This is a genomic window from Shewanella basaltis (assembly GCF_023283885.1).
GTDB classification, from domain to species: domain Bacteria; phylum Pseudomonadota; class Gammaproteobacteria; order Enterobacterales; family Shewanellaceae; genus Shewanella; species Shewanella basaltis.
Map to the genome: position 1 here is coordinate 16811 of NZ_JAKILA010000002.1, position 22971 is coordinate 39781.

Here is a 22971-nt window from a genome sequence, read left to right on the forward strand (position 1 = left end):
CCCTAATGTAAGCCATGTTATTAAATCAAGTATTAACAAAGTGAATCACTTAAGTGGGGACCTGTGAAACAAAGACAATTTTTTGGAACAGACGGCATTCGCGGTAAGGTGGGTGACGGTAAGATGACCCCAGAGCTGGCATTAAAATTAGGTTGGGCAGCCGGGCGAGTATTGTCTCGAAACGGGACTCAAAAAGTGATTATTGGCAAGGACACGCGTATTTCTGGTTACCTATTTGAATCAGCGCTTGAAGCAGGGCTTTCAGCTGCTGGGCTTAATGTGCTCCTGCTTGGACCTATGCCTACTCCGGCGGTGGCTTATTTAACCAGAACTTTTAGAGCTGAAGCTGGTGTGGTCATTAGTGCGTCCCATAATCCTTATTACGACAATGGAATTAAGTTCTTTTCGACTAATGGCAGCAAGTTAGACGATGCTATTGAACTTGAGATTGAAGCGGAACTTGAAAAACCCCTCGTATGTGTCGAATCACATTTACTGGGTAAAGCCCGTCGAATAGATGATGCTGCAGGGCGTTATATTGAATACTGCAAAGGCAATTTCCCCGCAGAGCATACTCTTGAAGGTTTAAAAATTGTGGTCGATTGTGCCCACGGCGCAACTTACCATATCGCACCTAATGTATTTAGAGAGCTCGGTGCTGAAGTCGTCTCAATTGGCGATAAACCTAACGGTCTGAATATCAATGATAAAGTTGGCGCGACTTCAATGGCCAAAATTTGCGAGACGGTACTAGCCGAAAAAGCAGATTTAGGCATTGCCTTGGATGGTGATGGCGATCGCATTATGATGGTAAATCGTCGTGGCGAGGTTATCGATGGCGACCAAATATTATATATTCTGGCGGTAGATGCACAAAAACGTGGTATCTTAAAAGGCGGTGTTGTGGGTACCCTAATGTCTAACTTAGGGTTAGAATTAGCATTACAAGCACTTGATATTCCATTTGTTCGTTCAAATGTGGGTGACCGATATGTGATGGAAATGCTTAAACAGCATGACTGGCGCATTGGTGGTGAAAATTCTGGCCACATTCTAAATCTCGATCATGGGACAACTGGCGATGGTATTGTTGCTGGTATTTTGGTGCTTGCTGCAATGAGAAGACAAGATTCATCGTTAGAGCAATTGACTGAGCCGATGAAAATGTTACCCCAGGTGCTTGTTAACGTACGTTTTGAAGGCCAAAACAACCCATTGGATCTTGAGGTTGTTAAATTGGCACAAAAAGAGGTAGAAGCGCAATTAGGGGCTCGCGGACGAGTATTACTTCGCAAGTCAGGTACTGAACCGTTAATTAGAGTGATGGTCGAAGGAGATGATCATTCACAAGTGCTTGCGCACGCAAATAGCATTGCTGAGGCGGTAAAAGCAGCATGTTAATTAACTGAATATACAGCAATGTCGATTCGCGCTTAAAAAGTAAGCGCTTCGACGATTAAACTGAAATATTCCCCTTTTAGCTATTGTAACTTGATAAGTGGTTCGCTATTATTCACGCCGCTTTCAAAGGAGACCGTGATGGCACTCAGACGTCCTATGGTAGCTGGCAACTGGAAAATGAATGGTCATTCAGCATTAGCTGAAGAACTTTTTAAGAAATTTGCCTTAAAGCTCCAAAATGATTCCGCTGAAGTGGTTTTATGCCCGCCTTCAATTTATCTTGAAAGCGTCAGGCAACTGCTTGAAGCTAATAAGCAGACTTTAGATGGTGCACTTGTGAGAATGGGCGCACAAAATTTAAGTCAACATGACTTTGGTGCTTACACCGGTGAAATATCTGGGCAGATGCTAAAAGATTCAGGATGTCGATATGTTATTATCGGCCATTCCGAACGTCGCCGTATGTACGGAGAGACGAGTAATATTGTGGCAGAAAAATTTGCTGCTGCACAAAAACATGGCTTAACACCGATACTGTGTGTGGGTGAATCAGGTCCAGCTAGAGAAGCAAGACGCACGTTTGAAGTGATTGCAGAAGAGCTCGACATAGTCATAGAAAAAAACGGTACCATGGCTTTTGATAACGCGATTATCGCCTACGAACCCCTTTGGGCAGTAGGAACAGGTAAAAGCGCTACACCAGAGCAGGCACAAGAAGTTCATGCGTTTATTCGCAATCGCCTCTCTGAAGTTTCTCCATTTATTGGAGAGAATATTAGGATTCTTTACGGTGGTAGTGTTACCCCAAACAATGCGGCAGACATATTTGCCCAACCTGATGTTGATGGTGGATTGATTGGCGGTGCAAGTCTGAACTCTACTGAGTTTTTAAGTTTATGTACCATAGCGATGAGCGCGTAATAATATGTACGAAGTTCTAATAGTTGTATATTTAATAGTTGCAATAGGTTTAGTTGGATTGATTTTGATTCAACAAGGAAAGGGCGCCGACATGGGTGCATCTTTTGGAGCGGGTGCTTCTGGCACATTGTTTGGCTCTAGCGGATCTGGCAACTTTTTAACCCGTTCGACTGCTGTATTAGCGATAGGTTTTTTTGCGTTAAGTTTAGTGATTGGTAACTTGAGTGCTAATCACACACAGCAAAACAGTGAGTGGGAAGATTTAGGTTCTGCAGCAGAGCAAATCATTGATGAAGCGCCTGTGCAAACCGAACAGTCAGAAACCAAAATTCCTGACTAGTAAACCAGGTGTCGCCGAGGTGGTGGAATTGGTAGACGCGCAGCCTTGAGGTGGCTGTGTCCTAACGGACGTGCGGGTTCAAGTCCCGCTCTCGGCACCAAATTTTAACTAACAAACTAAGGATTGTGTTTGATTAGTTATTGCAAGATATGACGTAAATCAATATACTTGCATGCAGTTGACGCGGGGTGGAGCAGTTGGTAGCTCGTCGGGCTCATAACCCGAAGGTCGTCGGTTCAAGTCCGGCCCCCGCAACCAGCTCCTTGTTATTTAGTTTTGTTAAACCAAATAACAATTTACAGGTTCTATAATAAAATGACCTCGTGATTACGGGGTTTTTTGTTATATGGACTTTTAAATATCCGCGATTTTTAGCGGGTTGCTCTGGGGCTTTTAGCCCTTTTTTTGTTTTTTGGGGGTCATTTTTGGCAACAATAGAATCCAAGCTAGTTGAAATGTTAACGGTTCCAGTTGAGGCAGCAGGCTATCAACTCTGGGGCATTGAATATGTTCAAGCTGGTCGTCATTCAATTCTTCGTGTGTTTATCGATCACGAGAATGGCATCAACATTGAAGATTGTGCTGAGGCCAGTCGACAAGTTAGCGCAGTTATGGATGTTGAAGATCCCATTTCGACAGAATACACATTAGAAGTATCTTCTCCTGGAGTAGATAGACCGTTATTTACAGCTGCGCAGTATGCTGCTTACATCGGTGAAGATGCGAAAGTACAGTTGACTATGCCTGTTGCGGGTAGTCGTAATTTAAAAGGCGTCATCACTAGTGTTGATGGGCAAATGCTCACCATCAAAGTTGATGGTAAAGACTTGATTGTTGCTTTGGATAACATCCGCAAAGGCAACATTATCGCTAAGTTTTGATAGTTTCAGGTGAAGAACGAGGCAAGACCAAATGAATAAAGAGATCCTGCTAGTCGCAGAAGCGGTTTCCAATGAGAAAGGCGTTCCGCGCGAGAAAATTTTTGAAGCGCTAGAAATTGCTCTAGCAACAGCTACTAAGAAAAAATACGAAGGCGACATTGAAGTTCGTGTTGCGATTGACCGTAAAACCGGTCACTACGACACCTTCCGCCGTTGGATGGTAGTAGATGATAAAGGTGATGCATTAGAGAATCCATACAGTGAAATTACTCTAGAAGCAGCACGCTTTGAACAGCCAGATATTGAACCAGGTCAGTATATTGAAGATCAAATTGACTCTGTGGCTTTCGACCGCATTACAACCCAAACGGCTAAGCAAGTTATTGTACAAAAAGTACGAGAAGCTGAGCGCGCACAAATCGTTGAACAATTTATCGAACGTGAAGGCGAAATCGTTACGGGTGTTGTGAAGAAAAGCACCCGTGAAAGCGTGGTTGTTGATTTAGGTAATAATGCCGATGGCGTATTATTTAAAGAAGACTTAATTAGCCGCGAATCATTCCGCCCAGGTGACCGTGTACGTGCATTACTGTATGCCGTACGTCCTGAAGCGCGTGGTGCTCAATTATTTTTGACACGTAGCAAGCCTGATATGTTAATTGAGCTTTTCCGTGTTGAAGTGCCTGAAATTTACGACGAAATGATTGAGGTGATGGGCGCAGCTCGTGACCCTGGCGCTCGCGCTAAAATAGCTGTTAAATCTAATGACCGTCGTATCGACCCAATTGGTGCTTGTGTTGGTATGCGTGGTGCACGTGTACAAGCGGTATCAAACGAATTAGGTGGCGAGCGTGTTGATATCGTAATGTGGGATGATAATCCTGCTCAATACGTGATCAATGCCATGGCGCCAGCCGATGTAGCCTCTATTATTGTGGACGAAGATAACCACTCTATGGATATTGCTGTTGAAGCAGACAGTTTGGCTCAGGCTATTGGTCGTAATGGCCAAAACGTACGTTTAGCGACTCAACTAACTGGTTGGGAACTTAACGTAATGACAGTAGAAGACATGAACAAGAAGCACCAGGCTGAAAGCGCTAAGGTGATTGATTTGTTTGTTTCTTCGCTTGATGTAGATAAAGATTTTGCGACCGTATTAGCTGATGAAGGTTTTACTTCACTTGAAGAAATCGCTTATGTCCCAGAGTCTGAACTACTTGCAATTGAAGGCTTTGACGAAGGAATCGTCTCGGCATTACGTGAGCGTGCAAAAGCGGCTATCTCGACAAGAGCATTAGCCTCTGAAGAAGCGTTAGATGGTGCAGAGCCAAGTGATGATTTATTAGCATTGGAAGGATTAGAAAGACATTTAGCTTATGTTCTTGCGAGCAAAGGCGTAGTGACTTTAGAAGACTTGGCCGAGCAAGGTATTGACGATTTAATTGATATTGAAGAATTAACAGAAGAAAAAGCAGGTGAGCTTATTATGGCTGCCCGCAACATCTGTTGGTTTGGCGAAGAAGCATAAGTCGATCAACAGGGGGATTTAATTGATGGCAGATACAAGTGTAGAAAAATTAGCAGCAGAAGTGGGAAAGTCGGTTGAGCGATTAATCGAGCAGTTCTCAGATGCTGGCATTAAAAAGCAACTGAAAGATACGGTTTCTGAACAAGAGAAACAGCAACTTTTAGAGTTTCTAAAGAAACAACATGGCGCAGATTCTGCGCCAACAAAAATGACCCTTCAACGTAAAACAGTTTCTACGTTAAGCGTATCAGGTACTGGCGGTCAGTCAAAAGACGTTAAAGTTGAAGTGCGTAAAAAACGAACTTTTGTTAAGCGTGACGATGTCGATTTAGCTAAGCAAGCAGAGTTAGAAGCGCAAGAAAAAGCCAAGGCAGAAGCAGAAGCGAAAGCCAAAGCGGAAGCAGAAGCCAAAGCAGCAGCAGAAGCGAAAGCCAAAGCTGATGCAGAAGCCAAGAAAAAAGCAGAAGCAGAAGCTAAATTGAAGTCAGAAAAAGCAAAAGTTAAAGTTGAGCCAAAAGCGGCTAAAGCAAACGATCCAGATACTGCAGCAGCAAAAGCTGAAGCTGAACGTTTGAAAGCAGCTCAAGAAGCCGCTTTAACGAAAAAGCAGAAAGAAGAAGCTGCACAAGCCGCTGAAAAAGCGCGTAAATTGGCAGAAGAAAACTCAAAGCGTTGGGCTGAAGAAGAGCGTCAACGTTTAGATGCAGAAAAGAACAGTGATCACCACATCACCACGTCTAAAGTAGCTCGTGCTGCAGAAGACAGCTCAGATGCTGATGATGAAAAACGTGGTCGTCGTGCTCGCAACAAAAACACCAATAAAAAACGTGGTGGTAAAGATGCTCGTGACGGTCGTGAAAAACACATGCGTAACCGCAGCACTGCACCGCAATCTATGGCTCACGGCTTTAATAAGCCCGCAGCAGCCGTGACTCGTGATGTTCGCATTGGCGAAACCGTTACTGTGTCTGAGCTTGCCCATTTAATGGCAATTAAAGCCACTGAAATCATCAAACAAATGATGAAAATGGGTTCGATGGTAACGATTAACCAAGTACTTGACCAAGAAACTGCCCAAATGGTTGCAGAAGAAATGGGTCATAAAGTTGTGTTAATCCGTGAAAACGAATTAGAGCGCCAAGTACTGCAAGATCGTGATGACAATATTAAACTTGAATCACGCGCACCAGTTGTGACTATCATGGGTCACGTTGACCATGGTAAAACATCGCTACTTGACTATATCCGTCGTGCAAAAGTAGCCGCAGGTGAAGCCGGTGGTATTACTCAGCACATCGGTGCTTATCATGTTGAAACCGATAATGGCATGATTACTTTCCTCGACACCCCTGGTCACGCAGCGTTTACTTCGATGCGTGCTCGTGGAGCTAAAGCAACCGATATCGTTATTCTTGTTGTTGCAGCTGATGATGGTGTTATGCCACAGACTATTGAAGCGATTCAACATGCCAAAGCTGGTAACGTGCCACTCATTGTAGCCGTTAACAAAATGGACAAGCCTGAAGCGGATCCAGATCGTGTTAAAAGCGAACTTTCACAGCATGGCGTGATGTCTGAAGATTGGGGCGGAGATAATATGTTCGTTCACCTTTCAGCCAAAACTGGCCAAGGTATTGACGAACTATTAGAAGGCATTTTATTACAAGCTGAAGTTCTCGAACTGAAAGCAGTACGCGATAGCATGGCTGCCGGTGTGGTTATTGAATCTCAACTTGATAAAGGCCGTGGCCCTGTGGCGACTATTCTTGTCCAGGAAGGAACATTACGCCAAGGTGATATCGTACTGTGTGGTTTAGAGTACGGTAAAATCCGTGCGATGAAAGACGAAAACGGTAAGTCTATCACCGAAGCCGGTCCTTCAATCCCAGTTGAGATCTTAGGTCTTTCTGGTGTGCCTTCAGCGGGCGATGAAGCAACGGTTGTTCGTGATGAGCGTAAAGCACGTGAAGTGGCTCTGTATCGTCAAGGTAAGTTCCGCGATGTTAAGTTAGCGCGTCAGCAAAAGTCTAAGCTAGAAAACATGTTTGCCAACATGGAAGAAGGCGAAGTTCAAGAGTTGAACATCGTGCTTAAAGCGGACGTTCAAGGCTCATTAGAAGCAATTTGTGATTCATTAACTAAACTGTCTACAGACGAAGTTAAAGTGAACATTATTGCGCGCGGTGTGGGTGCATTAACCGAAACAGATGCAACACTTGCTGCTGCATCCAATGCGATTTTGGTTGGCTTTAACGTTCGTGCTGATGCACAGGCGCGTAAGACTATCGAAACCGAAAGTGTTGATTTACGTTATTACAGCATCATCTATAACTTAATTGATGAAGTTCGTGCAGCAATGACTGGTATGTTAGCGCCTGAATTTAAGCAAGAAATTATTGGTCTTGCTGAAGTTCGTGATGTGTTTAAGTCGCCTAAACTTGGCGCTATTGCCGGTTGTATGGTTACCGAAGGTTTAGTTAAACGTAGTGCACCTATTCGTGTACTTCGTGATAACGTGGTTATCTTCGAAGGCGAACTTGAATCGTTACGTCGCTTCAAAGACGATGCAACAGAAGTACGTAATGGTATGGAATGTGGTATCGGCGTGAAGAACTACAATGACGTTCGTGTAGGAGACCAAATTGAGGTCTTTGAAACAGTCGAAATAGCTCGCACCTTATAAGCACCAATGGAAGGGCGGCATTAGCCGCCCTTTTTGATTATATCCCCAAGGTTATGGCACATCATCATGGCAAAAGAATTTAGTCGTACTCGTCGTATCGCACAGCAACTCCAGCAAGAACTTGCAATGGTGTTACAGCGTGATATGAAAGATCCTCGCATTGGCTTTGTTACCGTTAACGACGTGGACGTTTCACGTGACTTAAGTTATGCAAAAGTATTTGTGACCTTCTTTGAAGAAGATATCGAGCTTGTTCAACAAAAAGTGGATGCACTGAGTGCAGCAGCACCTTATATTCGCACACTTGTGGCTGGACGTATGAAATTACGTGTGATGCCTGAATTACGCTTTGTTTATGACAGTTCATTAGTGGAAGGTATGCGTATGTCTAACCTCGTCACCCAAGTCATTAACAAAGATAAAGCCAAACAGCAGCAATTTGATCCACAAGCATCTGATAGCAATGAGTCTGTAGATGGTGACAAGGAGCAAGATTAATGGCTCGTCGCGCTAAAGGTCGCTTCATCGACGGAATCGTATTACTCGATAAAGATACTGGCATGAGCTCAAACTTTGCTTTGCAAAAGGTTAAGCGCATCTTTAATGCAAATAAAGCTGGTCATACAGGTGCGTTAGATCCTTTAGCTACAGGTATGCTACCGATTTGCTTAGGTGAAGCAACTAAGTTTTCTCAACACTTGCTCGACGCTGATAAACGTTATCTTGTTACCGCAAAGCTTGGTGAGCGAACGGATACCAGCGATTCTGACGGTGAGGTAGTACAAACTCGCCCAGTGAATATTACTCAGTATCTTCTAGAAGAAAAACTTGAGTATTTTCGCGGCACGACACAGCAAATTCCGTCAATGTATTCGGCGCTAAAATACCAAGGTCAGCCTTTGTATAAATATGCCCGCGAAGGCATTGAAGTGCCGCGTGAATCGCGCCCGATTACGGTGTTTGAGCTAAATTTTATCAAGCTTGAAGGTGATGAGCTTACGTTAGACATTCATTGCTCTAAAGGGACTTACATTCGTACTATCATTGATGATTTAGGTGAAATGCTTGGCTGTGGTGCACACGTTATTATGTTACGTCGCACCCAGGTTGCAGACTATCCGTATGACAAAATGGTCAGTCTTGCAGAGCTTGAATCGTTGTTAGCACAGGCTCAAGAGCAAGATATTGCGCCTAAAACCTTACTCGACCCACTATTGTTGCCAATGGATACTGCGGTGGCTAATTTCCCTGAAATTAACCTTCCAGATGCCATGCTTTATTATGTAATGCAAGGGCAAGCTATTCAAGCTGCTGGATTAAAACCAGATTGCTTAGTGCGGATTACGATAGGCGATGAGCGTAAGTTTGTTGGCATTGGTAGTATGAATGACGATGGGCTATTAGCACCAAAGCGTTTGATTGTTATGCACGATACTACTGAGTAATGGTATTGCGATTAAATGTTGTTATTGAGCAGTTTTATACGCTTTTTTATTGCGGTTATTAACGAATATAGTTAGAATACCGCGCTCGCTCTGGCTGAGTTAGTGATCGGCTAGAGATACATTTACTTTTTTGGAGAAACACATGTCACTAAGTGCTGAAGCAAAAGCAAAAATTTTAGCTGAGTTTGGTCGCGGCGAAAACGATACAGGTTCAACTGAAGTTCAAGTAGCTTTGTTAACTGCTCAAATTAACCACCTTCAAGGTCACTTTAAAGAGCACATCCATGATCACCACTCACGTCGTGGTCTATTACGCATGGTTAGCGCTCGTCGTAAGCTTACTGCTTACCTAAAGCGTACTGACTCAGAGCGTTATGCTGTTCTGATCAAGAAGTTAGGTTTACGTCGTTAATTCGATGTATCGCTTACCTAGGTAAGTGAGTTAAAACATAATTAAGGAGGCCTTGCCTCCTTTTTTATTGCTTGCAGTTCAGATAATTAACCTGAGCTCGGGATAATAAATGCCTTTCAAACAGTCCTTTGCCTTCCTCACTGCGTTGAATTAACTTGCAATAGGCTAGCTATTGACGCGTCAATTCGCCTTGTTAGCAGAACAAATGACAAGCTTGAAAGTGAGAGTGGGTAACCTGTTGATTTTAAATAGTATAAGTTCATCCCTTATCCCGAGCTCAGGTTAATTAATGAAATGGTTATTCATGTTATTGAGTTGCCATTTATGAACACGCAATGGTATAAGGTGTAGCCTTTGAAGGTGATCGACACCATGTCATTGGGGCTGATTTATATCAATCAGTACAACAATGTGATCATGCTTATAGGTTGTATCGTTTATCACTGGGTTAGATATTGTGAAAGTAGAGCAACTAGCTCGCTGCCATTACGGCCTTGTTCTCAGCGATTTTTCTGCGTAATCTTTGAGTACTTATTTGATCGTGATGGCTATCAGCGACTAAGTTGATGCTTTGGAGTGATGTGTTGCTCTACAACATAAACAAGTTGCCCGCGTTAGACCACAATAGCTGTAAATGAGCACCGCAAGCGTGTTAAATGATAAATACGCTAGGTAGAGCTACAGCACTGTGACACCAACCCCCTAGAATATTAAAAACGAACGATTTTTGCTGTTTCGGTTAAAATATACTTTTCTTCAAATTCATCTAACGGCAAGGGGTTACTAAAGAAAAAGCCTTGGCCAACTTCACATTGGTTGTCTTTAAGCCATTGAAGCTGCTCTTCATTTTCAATGCCTTCTGCAACAATGGTTAAGTTCAGTTGACGACCAAGCATCAAGATGGTTGAGGCAATCGCACTGTCTTTAGGAAGGTCATTAACAAATGCGCGGTCAATCTTCATTGTCGTAATGGGCAAATGGCGTAGGTAAGATAACGACGAATAGCCAGTTCCAAAATCGTCCACTGCAATGCCAAAGCCGGCAGACTTGAGCTGTTCAAGTTTAACAATGGCCTGCTCTACATCGTTCATCAAAGAGGTTTCAGTGATTTCGACTTCCAATAGTTCAGGACGGATCTGATATCGAATGGCTAATTGCTTGATATCGGGAACGAGACTGGCGTCAGCAAATTGTTGTGAAGCGACATTCACGGCTATCGGGATTGAATAGTTATATTTACGTTGCCATTCGCGGATCACCTTGCAACTTTGTTCAATTACCCATCGGCCAATGGGGATAATAATACCGGTTTCTTCTGCTACGGGTATAAATGACATAGGGCTAATTAATCGCCCCTCTTTTTGCCATCGAATTAGCGCCTCGCAACCCACTACCTTATTGGTTTTTAAATCAAATTTAGGTTGAAAGTATAATAAAAACTCATCATTTTTTAATGCATCGTGTAATGATGCTTCAGTTCTTAGCCTAACAGCAGCACGTTCAGTCATTTGCTGCTTAAAGAAGGCCCACTGGTTAGAACCTGCAGCTTTAGCGCTGTACATTGCAATATCAGCATGTCTAATAAGATCTTCTGCTTTATCACCATCATCAGGATAAATAGAAATCCCAATCGATGCAGCAGGATGAATAGCATGTTCGTTTAATTGTACTGGGGCATTAAGCTGCATCAGTAATTTATCAACAAAGTCGGCGGCTTGATCTGGCGTTTGGATTTCATCGGCTAAAATGACAAACTCATCACCACCGAGCCTGGCAACACTGCCTCTATCGCCAACAACACGTTCTAAAATTCTAGCAATTCGTGCTAAAAATTGATCGCCTATGGCATGTCCTAGTGAGTCATTCACATTTTTAAAGCGGTCCAAATCAATAAATAACAGCGTAAAATTACGTTTATGAACTCGTGAACGCTGAATGGTGACATTTAATGTTTCGAGCAATAGGGTTCGATTGGGCAATCCTGTTAGTGGATCCCTTGTGGCCATTTTGCGCAATTTGTTCTGTGTTTGACTAAATTGCAATAGGATTTGGTTAAACTTACTGGTTACCAGGCCTAATTCATCATCCTTGTGCGCTGGCGACATAGGTAGAAGGTTTTCATCAGGAGAGTCTGGGTCGATTTTATCGATGGCCTCGCTTATACGGGCAATAGGCTGAGTAAGAAAACGATGAAAAACAACACTCAGTACCAGTGTGAGTAACAGCGCTCTTGCTAGTGTGGCAATTAACCCAAGTTTAAGCTGACTAAATAATTTATTGGTGAGCTTTTGAGTGTCATAAAAAACGGTAAGAGTACCAATAAGCTGTTGTTGCTTATTGCCCTCAAAGTAAAATGGTCGGTATATGGGTCTGGAAATTTCTCTTAAATCACCAAACAAGCTTTGGCTTAATTTTACATAAGCGGAAGAAAATTTCTCAGTTGGGTTTGATGTTGCAACAAACAATGAACCATCATCAAGCTCAATGACTGCCGAACCAACATTGTCAACTTTAATGATCCCTTCTAATGTTTGGCTCGCAAGCTTATCGTCTAACGACCAAACCGCGTTGGTGGTGGTTTGTTCTACTGAGTCAAGTAGCTCTTGCTGTGCATCACTGAGTTGATTTTTAGTCGAAATGACTTGAATTGCAATTTCAACAATAAGAATTGCAACTGCAAAAAACAAAGCTGTAAAAACCACTAAGTTTGTTTGCTTCCATGTTAAGGACTTAAAGTTAGCCGTCATTTCTTTGTCCATGTCAAATAAGAGACTGTTTTTTATAAAATCAAGTGCTAAGTTTGTTGGCACTCAATATGCTAAATTAATACCTGTTGTTTTTTATTTAGGCAGCTTAGTATAGGGGGAAAATTGTTTATTTTACAAGTTAGCATTCAATCTTGATTAGCCTTGATAAAATACACAGTGTTGCCATTAAAAGTGGAATAAAAATAGCGTTGAACAGGCTAAATTCGACTCAACATTCCATTTTACTAAAGTAGAAAGTGCCGTTTTGGCTTGGTTTAATGTCACAAAACGGCAATTTAACTTTTTTTTCATTCTCTATTACGCGTCTATTTAACTATTCAATCCAATTGAAGTATACTTGTGCGCGTAATTAAAGGTCATTAAATTAAGGAATGGGTCACGTGAATCCAATTGTAAAGAGTTTTGAGTATGGTCAACATACAGTCACCTTAGAAACAGGTGTTATTGCACGCCAAGCAGATGCTGCAGTATTAGCAAGCATGGGTGATACCACAGTATTAGTTACTGTAGTCGGTAAAAAAGTGGCTGATTTAAGCCGTGATTTTTTCCCGCTAACGGTTAACTATCAAGAGAAAACTTACGCTGCCGGTAAAATCCCAGGTGGTTTCTTTAAGCGTGAAGGCCGCCCATCAGAAGATGAAACTTTGATTGCGCGTCTAATAGACCGTCCTATTCGCCCTTTATTCCCTAACGGTTTTAAAAACGAAGTTCAAGTTATCATTACTGTGGTATCTGTGGATCCGCTGATTGAGCCAGACATTATTTCGATGATTGGTACTTCAGCTGCTTTAGCGATTTCAGGTATTCCTTTCAGTGGTCCACTTGGTGCTGCACGTGTAGGCTATGTTAATGGCGAATATTTGTTAAACCCAAATGTTGATCAGCTTGCGAACAGTGATTTAAACCTAGTCGTAGCGGGTACTCAAGCTGCAGTTCTGATGGTTGAATCTGAAGCGAATTCCCTAGCAGAAGAAATCATGCTAGGCGCTGTGACTTACGGCCATGATCAACAACAAGTTGTTATCAACGCAATCAGTGACTTTAAAGCGCAAGCGGGTAAACCTACTTGGGACTGGACCGCTCCAGTACAAGACCAAGCGCTTGTAGCTAAAATTAAAGATTTAGCAGAAGCAGGTTTGACCGAAGCCTATCAAATTGAAGTTAAGCAAGACCGTTACGCTCAGGTTAGCGTTGTAAAAGAAGCGGCTAAAGCGGCACTGCTTGCTGAAAATGCAGATGTTGATTTACGCGAAGTTGACAATTTACTTGGCAGCCTTGAGAAGAAAGTCGTTCGTGGCCGTATTATTAGCGGAAAACCACGTATTGATGGTCGTGAGCCAGACATGATCCGTGCATTAAACGTGCTAGCAGGTGTGTTACCTCGCACCCACGGTAGCGCGCTATTTACTCGTGGTGAAACTCAAGCACTCGTCACTTGTACGTTAGGTACTGAACGTGATGCACAGAAGATCGATAGCATCATGGGCGAGCGTACTAATCGCTTTATGTTGCATTACAACTTCCCACCATACTCAGTGGGCGAAACCGGTATGGTTGGTTCACCAAAACGTCGTGAAATCGGCCATGGTAAGCTGGCTTGGCGCGGTATTAACGCGGTAATGCCTTCTGCTGAAGAATTCCCATATAGCGTTCGTGTCGTATCTGAAATTACAGAATCTAATGGTTCAAGCTCAATGGCTTCTGTGTGTGGTACTTCGTTAGCACTAATGGACGCTGGTGTACCGATTAAGACTTCTGTTGCAGGTATTGCAATGGGTCTTGTTAAAGAAGGCGACGATTTCGTTGTGCTTTCTGACATTTTAGGTGATGAAGATCACTTAGGTGACATGGACTTTAAAGTTGCTGGTACTCGTGATGGTATTACTGCTCTGCAGATGGATATCAAAATTGAAGGTATCACTAAAGAAATTATGGAAATCGCATTACAACAGGCTTATGGCGCTCGCGTTCATATCCTGAATGTAATGGACCAGGCTATTGGTTCGCACCGCGATGATATTTCTGACCATGCTCCTCGTATTACCACCATCAAGATTAACCCAGAAAAAATCCGCGATGTGATTGGTAAAGGTGGTGCGGTTATTCGTGCACTTACAGAAGAAACGGGTACGACCATTGAACTTGATGACGACGGTACAGTTAAAATCGCATCATCAAACGGTGAAGCAACCAAAGAAGCTATCCGTCGTATTGAAGAGATCACAGCTGAAGTTGAAGTAGGCCGTATTTATAACGGTAAAGTGATCCGTATCGTTGATTTTGGTGCATTTGTTAATATTCTTCCTGGTAAAGATGGTTTAGTACACATTTCACAAATCAGTGATGAACGTGTTGCTAACGTGTCTGATCACCTTGAAATGAACCAAGATGTTGTTGTTAAAGTGATGGAAGTTGATCGTCAGGGCCGAGTAAGACTGTCGATTAAAGAAGCTCAAACAAAAGAAACCGCTGAGTCGTAAGATATAGCGCGTTTTATTAAGAAAGGAGATCTTGCGATCTCCTTTTTTTTTATGTTTATTAAAATAATCTGTTCTAGTCCATAGCTCTTAGATGGTCAGATTGCTATGATATTGAATATTAATAAAACCTGATAAGGTCAAACGGATGGAATGTAAACTACGCACCACAGTTATTGCCGTTGTTGTCGGTGCAAGTATGTTGTTGTCTGGCTGTGCCACAACGCAAAATGTGGGTGAAGAAACCGCTGGGCAAATGATTGTCGCGCCAGTGATGCCAGATTATAAAATGGAAGTAACGCTTGCTAAATTGAATGAAATTTTAGCAACTATGGAGCTGACTGACGAACAACGTGCACGTTTTCATTACGACCGTGGAGTCATTTACGACAGTGTCGGGTTGCGATTATTGGCGCGAATTGATTTTCATCAGGCGATAAAATTGCAGCCGGATTTGGCCGATGCCTATAATTTTTTGGGGATTTATTACACTCAAGAAGGCGAGTTTGATAGTGCATATGAAGCCTTTGATGGCGTGTTAGAGTTATCTCCAGGTTATGATTATGCTTATCTTAACCGTGGTATAGCCTTATATTATGGCGAGCGTTATCAATTAGCCGTTGAAGATATGCAAGCTTTCTTAGCCCGAGATCCTAGCGATGGTTATCGGGTACTTTGGCTTTATTTAATGTCTTCTGCGGTCGATAAAAATCAAGCTTTGGCGGATTTAGCACTACAGCGCCAACAACTCAACAATGATGACTGGGCCAGTGTGTTGGTCGATTTTTATTTAGGGAAGCTAAACCAAGAGCAAGTTTTTGCAGCGGCTAAAGTGGGCTTAACACAACCGAAAGAATACGCTGAACGTTTGTGTGAAGCTTATTTTTACTTAGCAAAACAAGCTGCTTCTAATGGTCAATATCAGCAAGCGGCTAATTTTTACCGTTTAACTTTGGCCACAAACATATATGATTTTGTTGAGCATCGTTATGCCAGAATTGAATTAGCAAAGATGAAAAACCTAATTCAACAGTCTGCTCAATTACCCGCAAAAGGCTAAACATTACTTTGCCTAGCCAATTGATTCGATAGGCGCTATAATTTGCGCCTTTTTTAGCGGCTAGTGCAAGGTTAACATGTCAGGCAACAACGTTGAGGTCGACAAGCGTCGTACCTTCGCCATCATTTCGCACCCCGATGCGGGTAAAACCACCATCACCGAAAAGGTTCTTTTATTCGGACAGGCTTTACAAAAAGCAGGTACAGTAAAGGGCAAAAAGTCAGGTCAACATGCTAAATCTGACTGGATGGAAATGGAAAAAGATCGTGGTATTTCGATTACAACATCTGTAATGCAATTTCCTTATGGTGGTGCACTTGTCAATTTACTTGATACGCCAGGTCACGAAGACTTTTCGGAAGATACTTACCGCACACTAACCGCCGTAGATTCTTGTTTAATGGTTATCGATTCAGCCAAAGGTGTTGAAGACCGGACCATTAAATTGATGGAAGTGACTCGACTTCGCGATACGCCTATTGTGACGTTCATGAATAAATGTGACCGTGACATCCGTGATCCTATTGAGCTTATGGATGAAGTTGAAGAGATTTTGAACATGGCTTGCGCGCCAATCACTTGGCCGATTGGATCGGGTAAGGAGTTCAAAGGTGTTTACCACATTCTGCGTGATGAAGTGATTTTGTATCAAAGTGGTTTGGGTCACACTATTCAAGAAGAACGCATTATTAAAGGCTTGAACAACCCTGAACTCGATAAAGTGCTTGGTTCATACGCAGCCAGTATTCGTGATGAAATGGAGTTGGTTGCTGGTGCATCGCATGAGTTTGACCAAGAAGCCTTCTTAAAAGGCGAATTAACCCCTGTGTACTTTGGTACCGCTTTGGGTAACTTTGGTGTTGATCATATTCTTGACGGTATTGTTGAATGGGCGCCTAAACCATTACCGCGCGAAACCGATGTTCGTCAGGTATTACCAAATGAGGAAAAATTCTCAGGGTTTATTTTCAAAATTCAAGCAAACATGGATCCTAAGCATCGCGACCGCGTTGCCTTTATGCGTATTTGTTCAGGTAAGTATGAGCAAGGCATGAAAATGCATCATGTGCGTATTGGTAAAGATGTGAATGTCAGTGATGCATTGACCTTCATGGCAGGTGATCGAAACAGGGCGGAAGCGGCCTATCCCGGTGACATCATTGGTTTGCATAATCACGGTACTATGCGAATTGGTGACACTTTTACTCAGGGTGAAAAAATTCGTTTTACTGGCGTGCCTAATTTTGCCCCGGAAATGTTCCGTCGAATTCGCTTAAAAGATCCTTTAAAACAAAAGCAATTGCTAAAAGGCTTGGTACAGTTGTCTGAAGAAGGCGCAGTACAGGTATTTAGACCAATAGATTCCAATGATTTGATTGTGGGCGCGGTTGGTGTGTTGCAGTTTGAGGTTGTTGTGGGCCGTTTAAAGAGCGAATATAACGTAGAAGCGATTTATGAAGGCATTAGTGTGAGCACAGCCCGCTGGGTTTACTGTAAAGATGAGCGTAAACTTGAAGAGTTTCGTCGTAAGTGTAGTGCTAACCTGGCACTCGACGGTGGCGATAACTTAACTTATATTGCGCCAACTATGGTTAATTTAAACCTGTCGATGGAACGTTATCCAGACATTGAGTTTGCTAAAACACGTGAACACTAGTTGTTAATTTTTATGTTGAGTTAATGTAAAAAAGGTGGCTTTGCCACCTTTTTTATTGTGTTTTTAAGGGGGCTATCACAGTAATTCTTATTTTATGTGAAGTTATACCATTCCGCGTTAGCAAGTGATCTCTCAGCGAGAATTTAAAAGGGCTTAAACAAGGCGAATGACTGAATGAATAGTTATTCTCTTTCGAAGTCATGCAACGCAGTATAAGCCCTTTTAAAACTCGCCTGAAAGGAATGCCCCAGCGGCTTTTGCTCTGCGTTCTCGCTATTTGAAAGGGAACAACCATTACTACATAGCGACGCCTTAATCAAAAACCGCTGGACGCATTCTGAGTGGTCACTTATTAATGCGGAATGGTATTAGTATAAATAACCTGATCTCGGGATAAGGGATGATCTTATACTATTTAAAATCAACATGTTACCCATTCTCACTTTCAAGCTTGTCATTTGTTCTGCTAACAAGGCGAATTGACGCGTCAATAGCTAGCCTATTGTAAGTCGATTCAACGCAGTGAGCAGGGCAAAGGACTGTTTGAAAGGCATTTATTATCCCGAACTCAGGTTAAATATGAACACTAACAAGATTGGCTTAGCTCAATGCTCGATTCTTTTCCATTAAAAGCTGTGCTTATGGTACCAATCTCTTTTGTGCTAATTTAGTGACCATCGTAATAATAGTAGATGCAATATGATCGATACCCACGCACATTTGGACATGACTGAATTTGATCCGGACCGAGACGAGCTTGTAGCTGAAATGAGCAAGCAAGGGATTTCATCTGCCATTATCCCTGGTGTTGCTGCTGATAAATGGCAGCAGCAACTGGATATCGCCGATAAATATCAATGGTATTTCGCCCTTGGGATCCATCCTTGGTATGTGCCAGATGACATTGACCGAGCCATTGTTCTGCTTGACGCTATGTTGCAACAATATAGAGAAAATAAGCGTTTGGTGGCAGTTGGAGAGTGTGGTTTAGATAAATTACACTCTTGGTCAAATAAACAATTGTTGTTATTAGAAAAACAATTACACCTAGCGCAAACTTACCAATTACCTGTCATTTTACATGCAGTGAAAGCTCATCAAGAATTAATTCACCTTTTGAAACGATGCAGGCTAGAGCGTGGCGGGGTCATACATGGCTTCTATGGTAACCGGCAAATTGCCGAGCAATATATTGCCCTTGGTTTTAAATTAGGGGTTGGTGGATTATTGCTCAACCCTAGTGCGAAAAAGCTTCGGCAAACCGTGACCGAATTGCCATTAGAACACTTTTTATTGGAAACCGATTCACCTAGCATGAGCCCTTTTGACCAGGCAAATTCTCGTAATACTCCGCTTATCTTAAATAGAATTGTGTCCGAAATCTCATTTTTAAAGAAAAATGAGACTGTCTGTATATTAGAACAGTTGAATAAAAATGCAGTGCAACTATTTGAGCTTTAATTGTTTTTTTTAAAACGAAATGAGTAATAATGTCTTTGTTAACCTAAGAGATTGAAATTAAACTCTAAAAAGTTGATCAAAACGACGCTTTTCGTTTCTTGCTCAGTTATAATCATCAACGGAAATTAGGTGAGTTAACAACATTCAAAAAAACTGTTAACAAAAGGGTGATGATTAATGGATATTTTAATGAGTTTAGTAGGGGTGGTCGTCCTACTTGCGATAGGTTTTTTACTATCAACTAACAAAAAAGCAATTAATGTACGTACCGTTGGTGGTGCTTTAGCTATTCAAGCATTCTTCGCTGGTTTCGTATTATATGTTCCAATCGGTAAAGATATTCTGAAAGGTGTATCTGACGCTGTATCAAGTGTGATTAGTTACGCACAAAGTGGTATCAGCTTCTTATTTGGTGATTTAGCTAACTTCAAAGTTGGTTTTATTTTCGCCATTAACGTATTACCAGTCATTGTATTCTTCTCTTCTTTAATTGCAGTGCTTTACTACTTAGGCATCATGCAGTGGATCATCCGTATTATCGGTGGTGGTTTACAAAAAGCATTAGGTACAAGCCGTACTGAGTCTATGTCTGCAACTGCTAACATCTTCGTTGGTCAAACTGAAGCGCCTTTAGTTGTTCGTCCATTTATTGCGACAATGACTCAATCTGAACTATTCGCCATTATGGTGGGTGGTCTTGCTTCTATTGCAGGTTCTGTATTAGCGGGTTACGCGCAAATGGGTGTTCCAATTGAATACTTAGTTGCTGCGTCATTCATGGCGGCACCAGGTGGTCTATTAATGGCTAAACTGATGCACCCTGAAACAGAAACCGCGATTAACGAAATGGACGATTTACCAGAAGATCCAGACAAACCAGCTAACGTACTTGACGCTGCTGCCGGTGGTGCTTCATCTGGTATGAGCTTAGCCATTAACGTTGGTGCAATGTTGATCGCATTCGTTGGTTTAATCGCCATGATCAACGGTATCATTGGTGGTGTAACAGGTTGGTTTGGTTTAGAAGGTATTACGCTAGAACTTATCCTTGGTTACATCTTCATGCCTTTAGCTTTCTTAATCGGTGTACCTTGGAACGAAGCATTAGTTGCGGGTTCTTTCATCGGTCAAAAGATTGTTGTAAACGAATTTGTTGCTTACTTAAACTTTGCACCATACCTAAAAGATGTTGCTGATGGCGGTGTGTTAGTTGAAGCAACTCAAGCGGTAATGACAGATCGTACTAAAGCGATTATCTCTTTCGCATTGTGTGGATTTGCTAACTTATCTTCTATTGCAATTTTACTTGGTGGTTTAGGTGCTATGGCTCCTTCACGTCGTCATGACCTTGCAAAATTAGGTATCCGTGCTGTTATCGCTGGTTCATTAGCTAACTTAATGAGCGCGACATTAGCCGGTTTATTCTTAGCTATCTAAGTTAAGAGCTTAATCAGAGGGTAACACCTCGATTACTGGGTCTTTAGATTAAAATAAGATTAAAGACCCAGTTTGTAAGAACGTTGTTATTGATTTTTGTGTTAATCCACCATTTCCGATGCGAAGTTACAAGCTAGTTGAATACTGTACAAAGAGGATAAATTAAAGCCACTACTCAGTATTCATTAGTTTATTTGTTAGCAATTTGTAGACATAAAGTCGCGACATTGTTCACAAAAAAGAATTTTGTATTCGTTTTTTATCGATTAGTGTTTGAGATTTGTAGCATTAGCGGTAAAATACGAGTGAATTAAAAAGAAGTGCTATCCAAGAAGATAGTTAAATAATGTACATGGGGTTGATGATGAAAAAATTAAATACTTTAGCATTAGCAAGTACTATTGCTCTAGCAGGTTCAACTTTTACTGCTTCTGCAGCTGAGCAAACTGGTGACATTCACGCTAATGATTACAAGTGGATGCAGTTTAACATTATGTATGCAATTGATGAGCATCCAGTTGCAGACGAAAACGAAGCGACTCATAACTACATGGAAATGGAGTTTGGTGGTCGTTCAGGTTTTGTTGACCTATATGGTTATGTAGACGTATTCAACTTAGCTAACGGCGATTCTGGCGACAAGAATAACGGCGCTAGCAAAATGTTCATGAAGTTAGCTCCACGTTTCTCTATCGATGCGATTACTGGCACTGACTTATCTATGGGCCCTATCCAAGAAGTTTACTTCTCTACTCTATTTAACTGGGGTGGCGGAGCAATCAGCACTGACGGTGACGGTAGCGGCGATGTTAACATGTCTTTCTGGGGTGTTGGCGCAGACGTTAATGTACCTTGGTTAGGCAAAACTGGCATGAACCTTTATGCTGCTTATGACATTAACCGTAAAGATTGGAACGGTTACCAATTCTCTGCTAACTGGTTCAAACCTTTTGTATTTTTCGAAGACAAAAGCTTCCTTTCTTTCCAAGGTTATGTTGATTACCAGTTCGGTATGGACGAAGAGTATTCAGGCATGAAAGCTAATGGCGAATACAACCTTACCAAACACGGTGGCGCAGTATTCTTCGGTCTTTACTACCATACAGATCGTTTCGCGTTAGGTTACGGCGGTAAGTACTTCTACGACGTATATGGCTTAAACAACAACGCATTTGGTTTCTTAGATTCAACTGGTTGGGGTCACTACCTAACTGCAACTTACAAAATCTAAACCTTGTAAGATGTGTTTTGGAGCCGCAAATCGCGGCTCCAAATTTAAAAAAATAACAGCAGTTCCGTAAATTTTTATCTAAAATTATGATTTTAATATCGTGGTTTTATATAAAGGTTTGTACTCTACAAAGCTTATATTTTCGCGCGCTAAAAAGGATTTTTCGCGGAATAGCTGAAACAACGTTCTTGTTTTATCTTTTCCGGTCTTCAAGGATTCAAGTCGTGGTACTCGTATCAGATTGAATACTTAGGTTAGTAAATTTTATCTAACATTTACTGGCAATACTGAAGGCCCGGCCATAATTATAATCATATAGCCTGCTATCGTGTTGCCTGAAAAAATTATCGACTTTGATTTTTGTTTCGGAGAGCAATTATGACTGATTTAAAAAAAGCGGCGCAACTTGGTATTTCGTTAATGGATTTAACCACGTTAAATGATGATGACACAGATCAAAAAGTCATCGACTTGTGCCACAAGGCAAAATCTGCAGCTGGTAATACTGCTGCAATCTGTATCTATCCTCGTTTTATCCCTATTGCACGTAAAACCCTTAATGAACTCGATTGTGAAGACATCAAAATCGCCACAGTGACCAATTTTCCACACGGTAACGATGATATTGCTATTGCGGTATTAGAAACCCGTGCCGCGGTTGCTTATGGTGCTGATGAGGTTGATGTTGTGTTCCCTTATCGTGCTTTAATGGAAGGTAATGAAACCGTTGGTTTTGAACTGGTTAAAGCATGTAAAGAAGAATGTGGCGATGACGTGACCCTTAAAGTGATTATCGAGTCTGGTGAGTTAAAAGATCCAGCATTAATCCGTAAGGCATCAGAAATTTCAATTGATGCTGGCGCTGACTTTATCAAAACATCTACGGGTAAAGTGCCGGTGAATGCGACGATTGAAGCGGCTGAAATAATGCTAACTGTTATCAGTGAGAAAAACCGTAACATCGGTTTTAAGCCTGCCGGCGGTGTACGTGACGCCGCTCAAACGGCTGAGTTTTTAGATCTGGCAGCGCGTATTTTAGGTGACGACTGGGTTACACCACAAACATTCCGTTTTGGCGCTTCAAGCTTATTAAACAGCTTATTACACACGCTAGAATTGACTGACGCACCTAAACCAACTTCTGGTTATTAATGGTAGCAGCCTAATCTTTACACTGTACAGGTTAGGCCCTTTCTTCACTTTAGATGACGTAGTGATGCGTCATCTAAAGACACTATCATGCGATAGTATTCCTATATTAATGGC

17 protein-coding genes and 2 tRNA genes are annotated in these 22971 nt (G+C 42.0%); 18 read left to right on the plus strand and 1 reads right to left on the minus strand.

Annotated elements, in window-relative coordinates; translation table 11 throughout:
- Positions 1 to 63 precede the first annotated feature (63 nt).
- From glmM to rpsO, 11 genes are all read left to right on the plus strand, one after another.
- The gene (glmM, locus tag L2703_RS01910) at positions 64 to 1401 is read left to right on the plus strand and encodes a phosphoglucosamine mutase (RefSeq protein WP_248969466.1); all 1338 of its coding nucleotides are present in this window, start codon (positions 64 to 66) and stop codon (positions 1399 to 1401) included.
- Positions 1402 to 1539: 138 nt separating this feature from the next.
- On the plus strand, positions 1540 to 2322 hold the full coding sequence (gene tpiA, locus L2703_RS01915; protein WP_248969467.1) for a triose-phosphate isomerase: 783 nt from the start codon (positions 1540 to 1542) through the stop codon (positions 2320 to 2322).
- Positions 2323 to 2326: 4 nt separating this feature from the next.
- Positions 2327 to 2662 (plus strand): preprotein translocase subunit SecG, encoded by a 336-nt coding sequence (gene secG, locus L2703_RS01920; protein WP_248969468.1) that lies wholly within the window; start codon positions 2327 to 2329, stop codon positions 2660 to 2662.
- A 13-nt stretch (positions 2663 to 2675) separates the two neighbouring features.
- Positions 2676 to 2762 (plus strand) — tRNA-Leu (locus L2703_RS01925).
- Positions 2763 to 2844: 82 nt separating this feature from the next.
- Positions 2845 to 2920: transfer RNA gene (locus tag L2703_RS01930), tRNA-Met, on the plus strand.
- Positions 2921 to 3087: 167 nt separating this feature from the next.
- Complete coding sequence (gene rimP, locus L2703_RS01935) at positions 3088 to 3543, plus strand: ribosome maturation factor RimP (RefSeq protein WP_248969469.1); 456 nt, start codon at positions 3088 to 3090, stop codon at positions 3541 to 3543.
- 31 nt (positions 3544 to 3574) lie between these two features.
- On the plus strand, positions 3575 to 5074 hold the full coding sequence (gene nusA / locus L2703_RS01940) for a transcription termination factor NusA (RefSeq protein ID WP_248969470.1): 1500 nt from the start codon (positions 3575 to 3577) through the stop codon (positions 5072 to 5074).
- A gap of 25 nt (positions 5075 to 5099) precedes the next feature.
- The gene (gene infB / locus L2703_RS01945; protein WP_248969471.1) at positions 5100 to 7757 is read left to right on the plus strand and encodes a translation initiation factor IF-2; all 2658 of its coding nucleotides are present in this window, start codon (positions 5100 to 5102) and stop codon (positions 7755 to 7757) included.
- A gap of 66 nt (positions 7758 to 7823) precedes the next feature.
- Entirely contained in the window at positions 7824 to 8255 is a 432-nt protein-coding gene (rbfA, locus tag L2703_RS01950; RefSeq protein WP_248969472.1) for a 30S ribosome-binding factor RbfA, read from the plus strand.
- Positions 8255 to 9202: a tRNA pseudouridine(55) synthase TruB gene (gene truB / locus L2703_RS01955; RefSeq protein WP_248969473.1), complete on the plus strand. Its 948-nt coding sequence runs from the start codon at positions 8255 to 8257 to the stop codon at positions 9200 to 9202. The genes rbfA and truB overlap by 1 nt, the downstream gene beginning before the upstream one ends.
- Before the next feature lie 142 nt (positions 9203 to 9344).
- Complete coding sequence (gene rpsO, locus L2703_RS01960) at positions 9345 to 9614, plus strand: 30S ribosomal protein S15 (RefSeq protein ID WP_160055238.1); 270 nt, start codon at positions 9345 to 9347, stop codon at positions 9612 to 9614.
- A 710-nt stretch (positions 9615 to 10324) separates the two neighbouring features.
- On the opposite strand, the gene L2703_RS01965 is transcribed toward rpsO, so the two are convergent.
- Positions 10325 to 12361: a putative bifunctional diguanylate cyclase/phosphodiesterase gene (locus tag L2703_RS01965; protein WP_248969474.1), complete on the minus strand. Its 2037-nt coding sequence runs from the start codon at positions 12359 to 12361 to the stop codon at positions 10325 to 10327.
- 401 nt (positions 12362 to 12762) lie between these two features.
- Between L2703_RS01965 and pnp the strand changes: the two genes are divergently transcribed.
- The 7 genes from pnp (at position 12763) to deoC (ending at position 22857) form a co-directional block, all read left to right on the plus strand.
- The gene (pnp, locus tag L2703_RS01970) at positions 12763 to 14862 is read left to right on the plus strand and encodes a polyribonucleotide nucleotidyltransferase (protein WP_248969475.1); all 2100 of its coding nucleotides are present in this window, start codon (positions 12763 to 12765) and stop codon (positions 14860 to 14862) included.
- Positions 14863 to 15007: 145 nt separating this feature from the next.
- Positions 15008 to 15919 carry a lipoprotein NlpI gene (gene nlpI / locus L2703_RS01975; RefSeq protein WP_248969476.1) on the plus strand — a complete coding sequence of 304 codons (912 nt, stop codon included), beginning with the start codon at positions 15008 to 15010 and terminating at the stop codon, positions 15917 to 15919.
- Positions 15920 to 15995: 76 nt separating this feature from the next.
- Positions 15996 to 17576 carry a peptide chain release factor 3 gene (gene prfC / locus L2703_RS01980; protein WP_248969477.1) on the plus strand — a complete coding sequence of 527 codons (1581 nt, stop codon included), beginning with the start codon at positions 15996 to 15998 and terminating at the stop codon, positions 17574 to 17576.
- A 699-nt stretch (positions 17577 to 18275) separates the two neighbouring features.
- A complete protein-coding gene (locus L2703_RS01985; RefSeq protein ID WP_248969478.1) occupies positions 18276 to 19037 on the plus strand; it encodes a TatD family hydrolase in 762 nt (253 codons plus the stop codon).
- Positions 19038 to 19214: 177 nt separating this feature from the next.
- Complete coding sequence (locus tag L2703_RS01990; RefSeq protein ID WP_248969479.1) at positions 19215 to 20474, plus strand: NupC/NupG family nucleoside CNT transporter; 1260 nt, start codon at positions 19215 to 19217, stop codon at positions 20472 to 20474.
- Positions 20475 to 20838: 364 nt separating this feature from the next.
- Complete coding sequence (locus tag L2703_RS01995; RefSeq protein WP_248969480.1) at positions 20839 to 21705, plus strand: nucleoside-specific channel-forming Tsx family protein; 867 nt, start codon at positions 20839 to 20841, stop codon at positions 21703 to 21705.
- A gap of 378 nt (positions 21706 to 22083) precedes the next feature.
- Positions 22084 to 22857: a deoxyribose-phosphate aldolase gene (deoC, locus tag L2703_RS02000; RefSeq protein WP_248969481.1), complete on the plus strand. Its 774-nt coding sequence runs from the start codon at positions 22084 to 22086 to the stop codon at positions 22855 to 22857.
- Positions 22858 to 22971 lie beyond the last annotated feature (114 nt).

Bases quoted from the DNA above. Each gene is read 5' to 3' on its own strand.
- infB (WP_248969471.1), top strand. From the start codon at position 5,100: ATGGCAGATACAAGTGTAGAAAAATTAGCAGCAGAAGTGGGAAAGTCG.
- truB (WP_248969473.1), top strand. From the start codon at position 8,255: ATGGCTCGTCGCGCTAAAGGTCGCTTCATCGACGGAATCGTATTACTC.
- secG (WP_248969468.1), top strand. From the start codon at position 2,327: ATGTACGAAGTTCTAATAGTTGTATATTTAATAGTTGCAATAGGTTTA.
- nlpI (WP_248969476.1), top strand. From the start codon at position 15,008: ATGGAATGTAAACTACGCACCACAGTTATTGCCGTTGTTGTCGGTGCA.
- prfC (WP_248969477.1), top strand. From the start codon at position 15,996: ATGTCAGGCAACAACGTTGAGGTCGACAAGCGTCGTACCTTCGCCATC.
- L2703_RS01985 (WP_248969478.1), top strand. From the start codon at position 18,276: ATGATCGATACCCACGCACATTTGGACATGACTGAATTTGATCCGGAC.
- L2703_RS01990 (WP_248969479.1), top strand. From the start codon at position 19,215: ATGGATATTTTAATGAGTTTAGTAGGGGTGGTCGTCCTACTTGCGATA.
- rbfA (WP_248969472.1), top strand. From the start codon at position 7,824: ATGGCAAAAGAATTTAGTCGTACTCGTCGTATCGCACAGCAACTCCAG.
- deoC (WP_248969481.1), top strand. From the start codon at position 22,084: ATGACTGATTTAAAAAAAGCGGCGCAACTTGGTATTTCGTTAATGGAT.
- tpiA (WP_248969467.1), top strand. From the start codon at position 1,540: ATGGCACTCAGACGTCCTATGGTAGCTGGCAACTGGAAAATGAATGGT.
- rpsO (WP_160055238.1), top strand. From the start codon at position 9,345: ATGTCACTAAGTGCTGAAGCAAAAGCAAAAATTTTAGCTGAGTTTGGT.
- nusA (WP_248969470.1), top strand. From the start codon at position 3,575: ATGAATAAAGAGATCCTGCTAGTCGCAGAAGCGGTTTCCAATGAGAAA.
- L2703_RS01995 (WP_248969480.1), top strand. From the start codon at position 20,839: ATGAAAAAATTAAATACTTTAGCATTAGCAAGTACTATTGCTCTAGCA.
- L2703_RS01965 (WP_248969474.1), bottom strand. From the start codon at position 12,361: ATGACGGCTAACTTTAAGTCCTTAACATGGAAGCAAACAAACTTAGTG.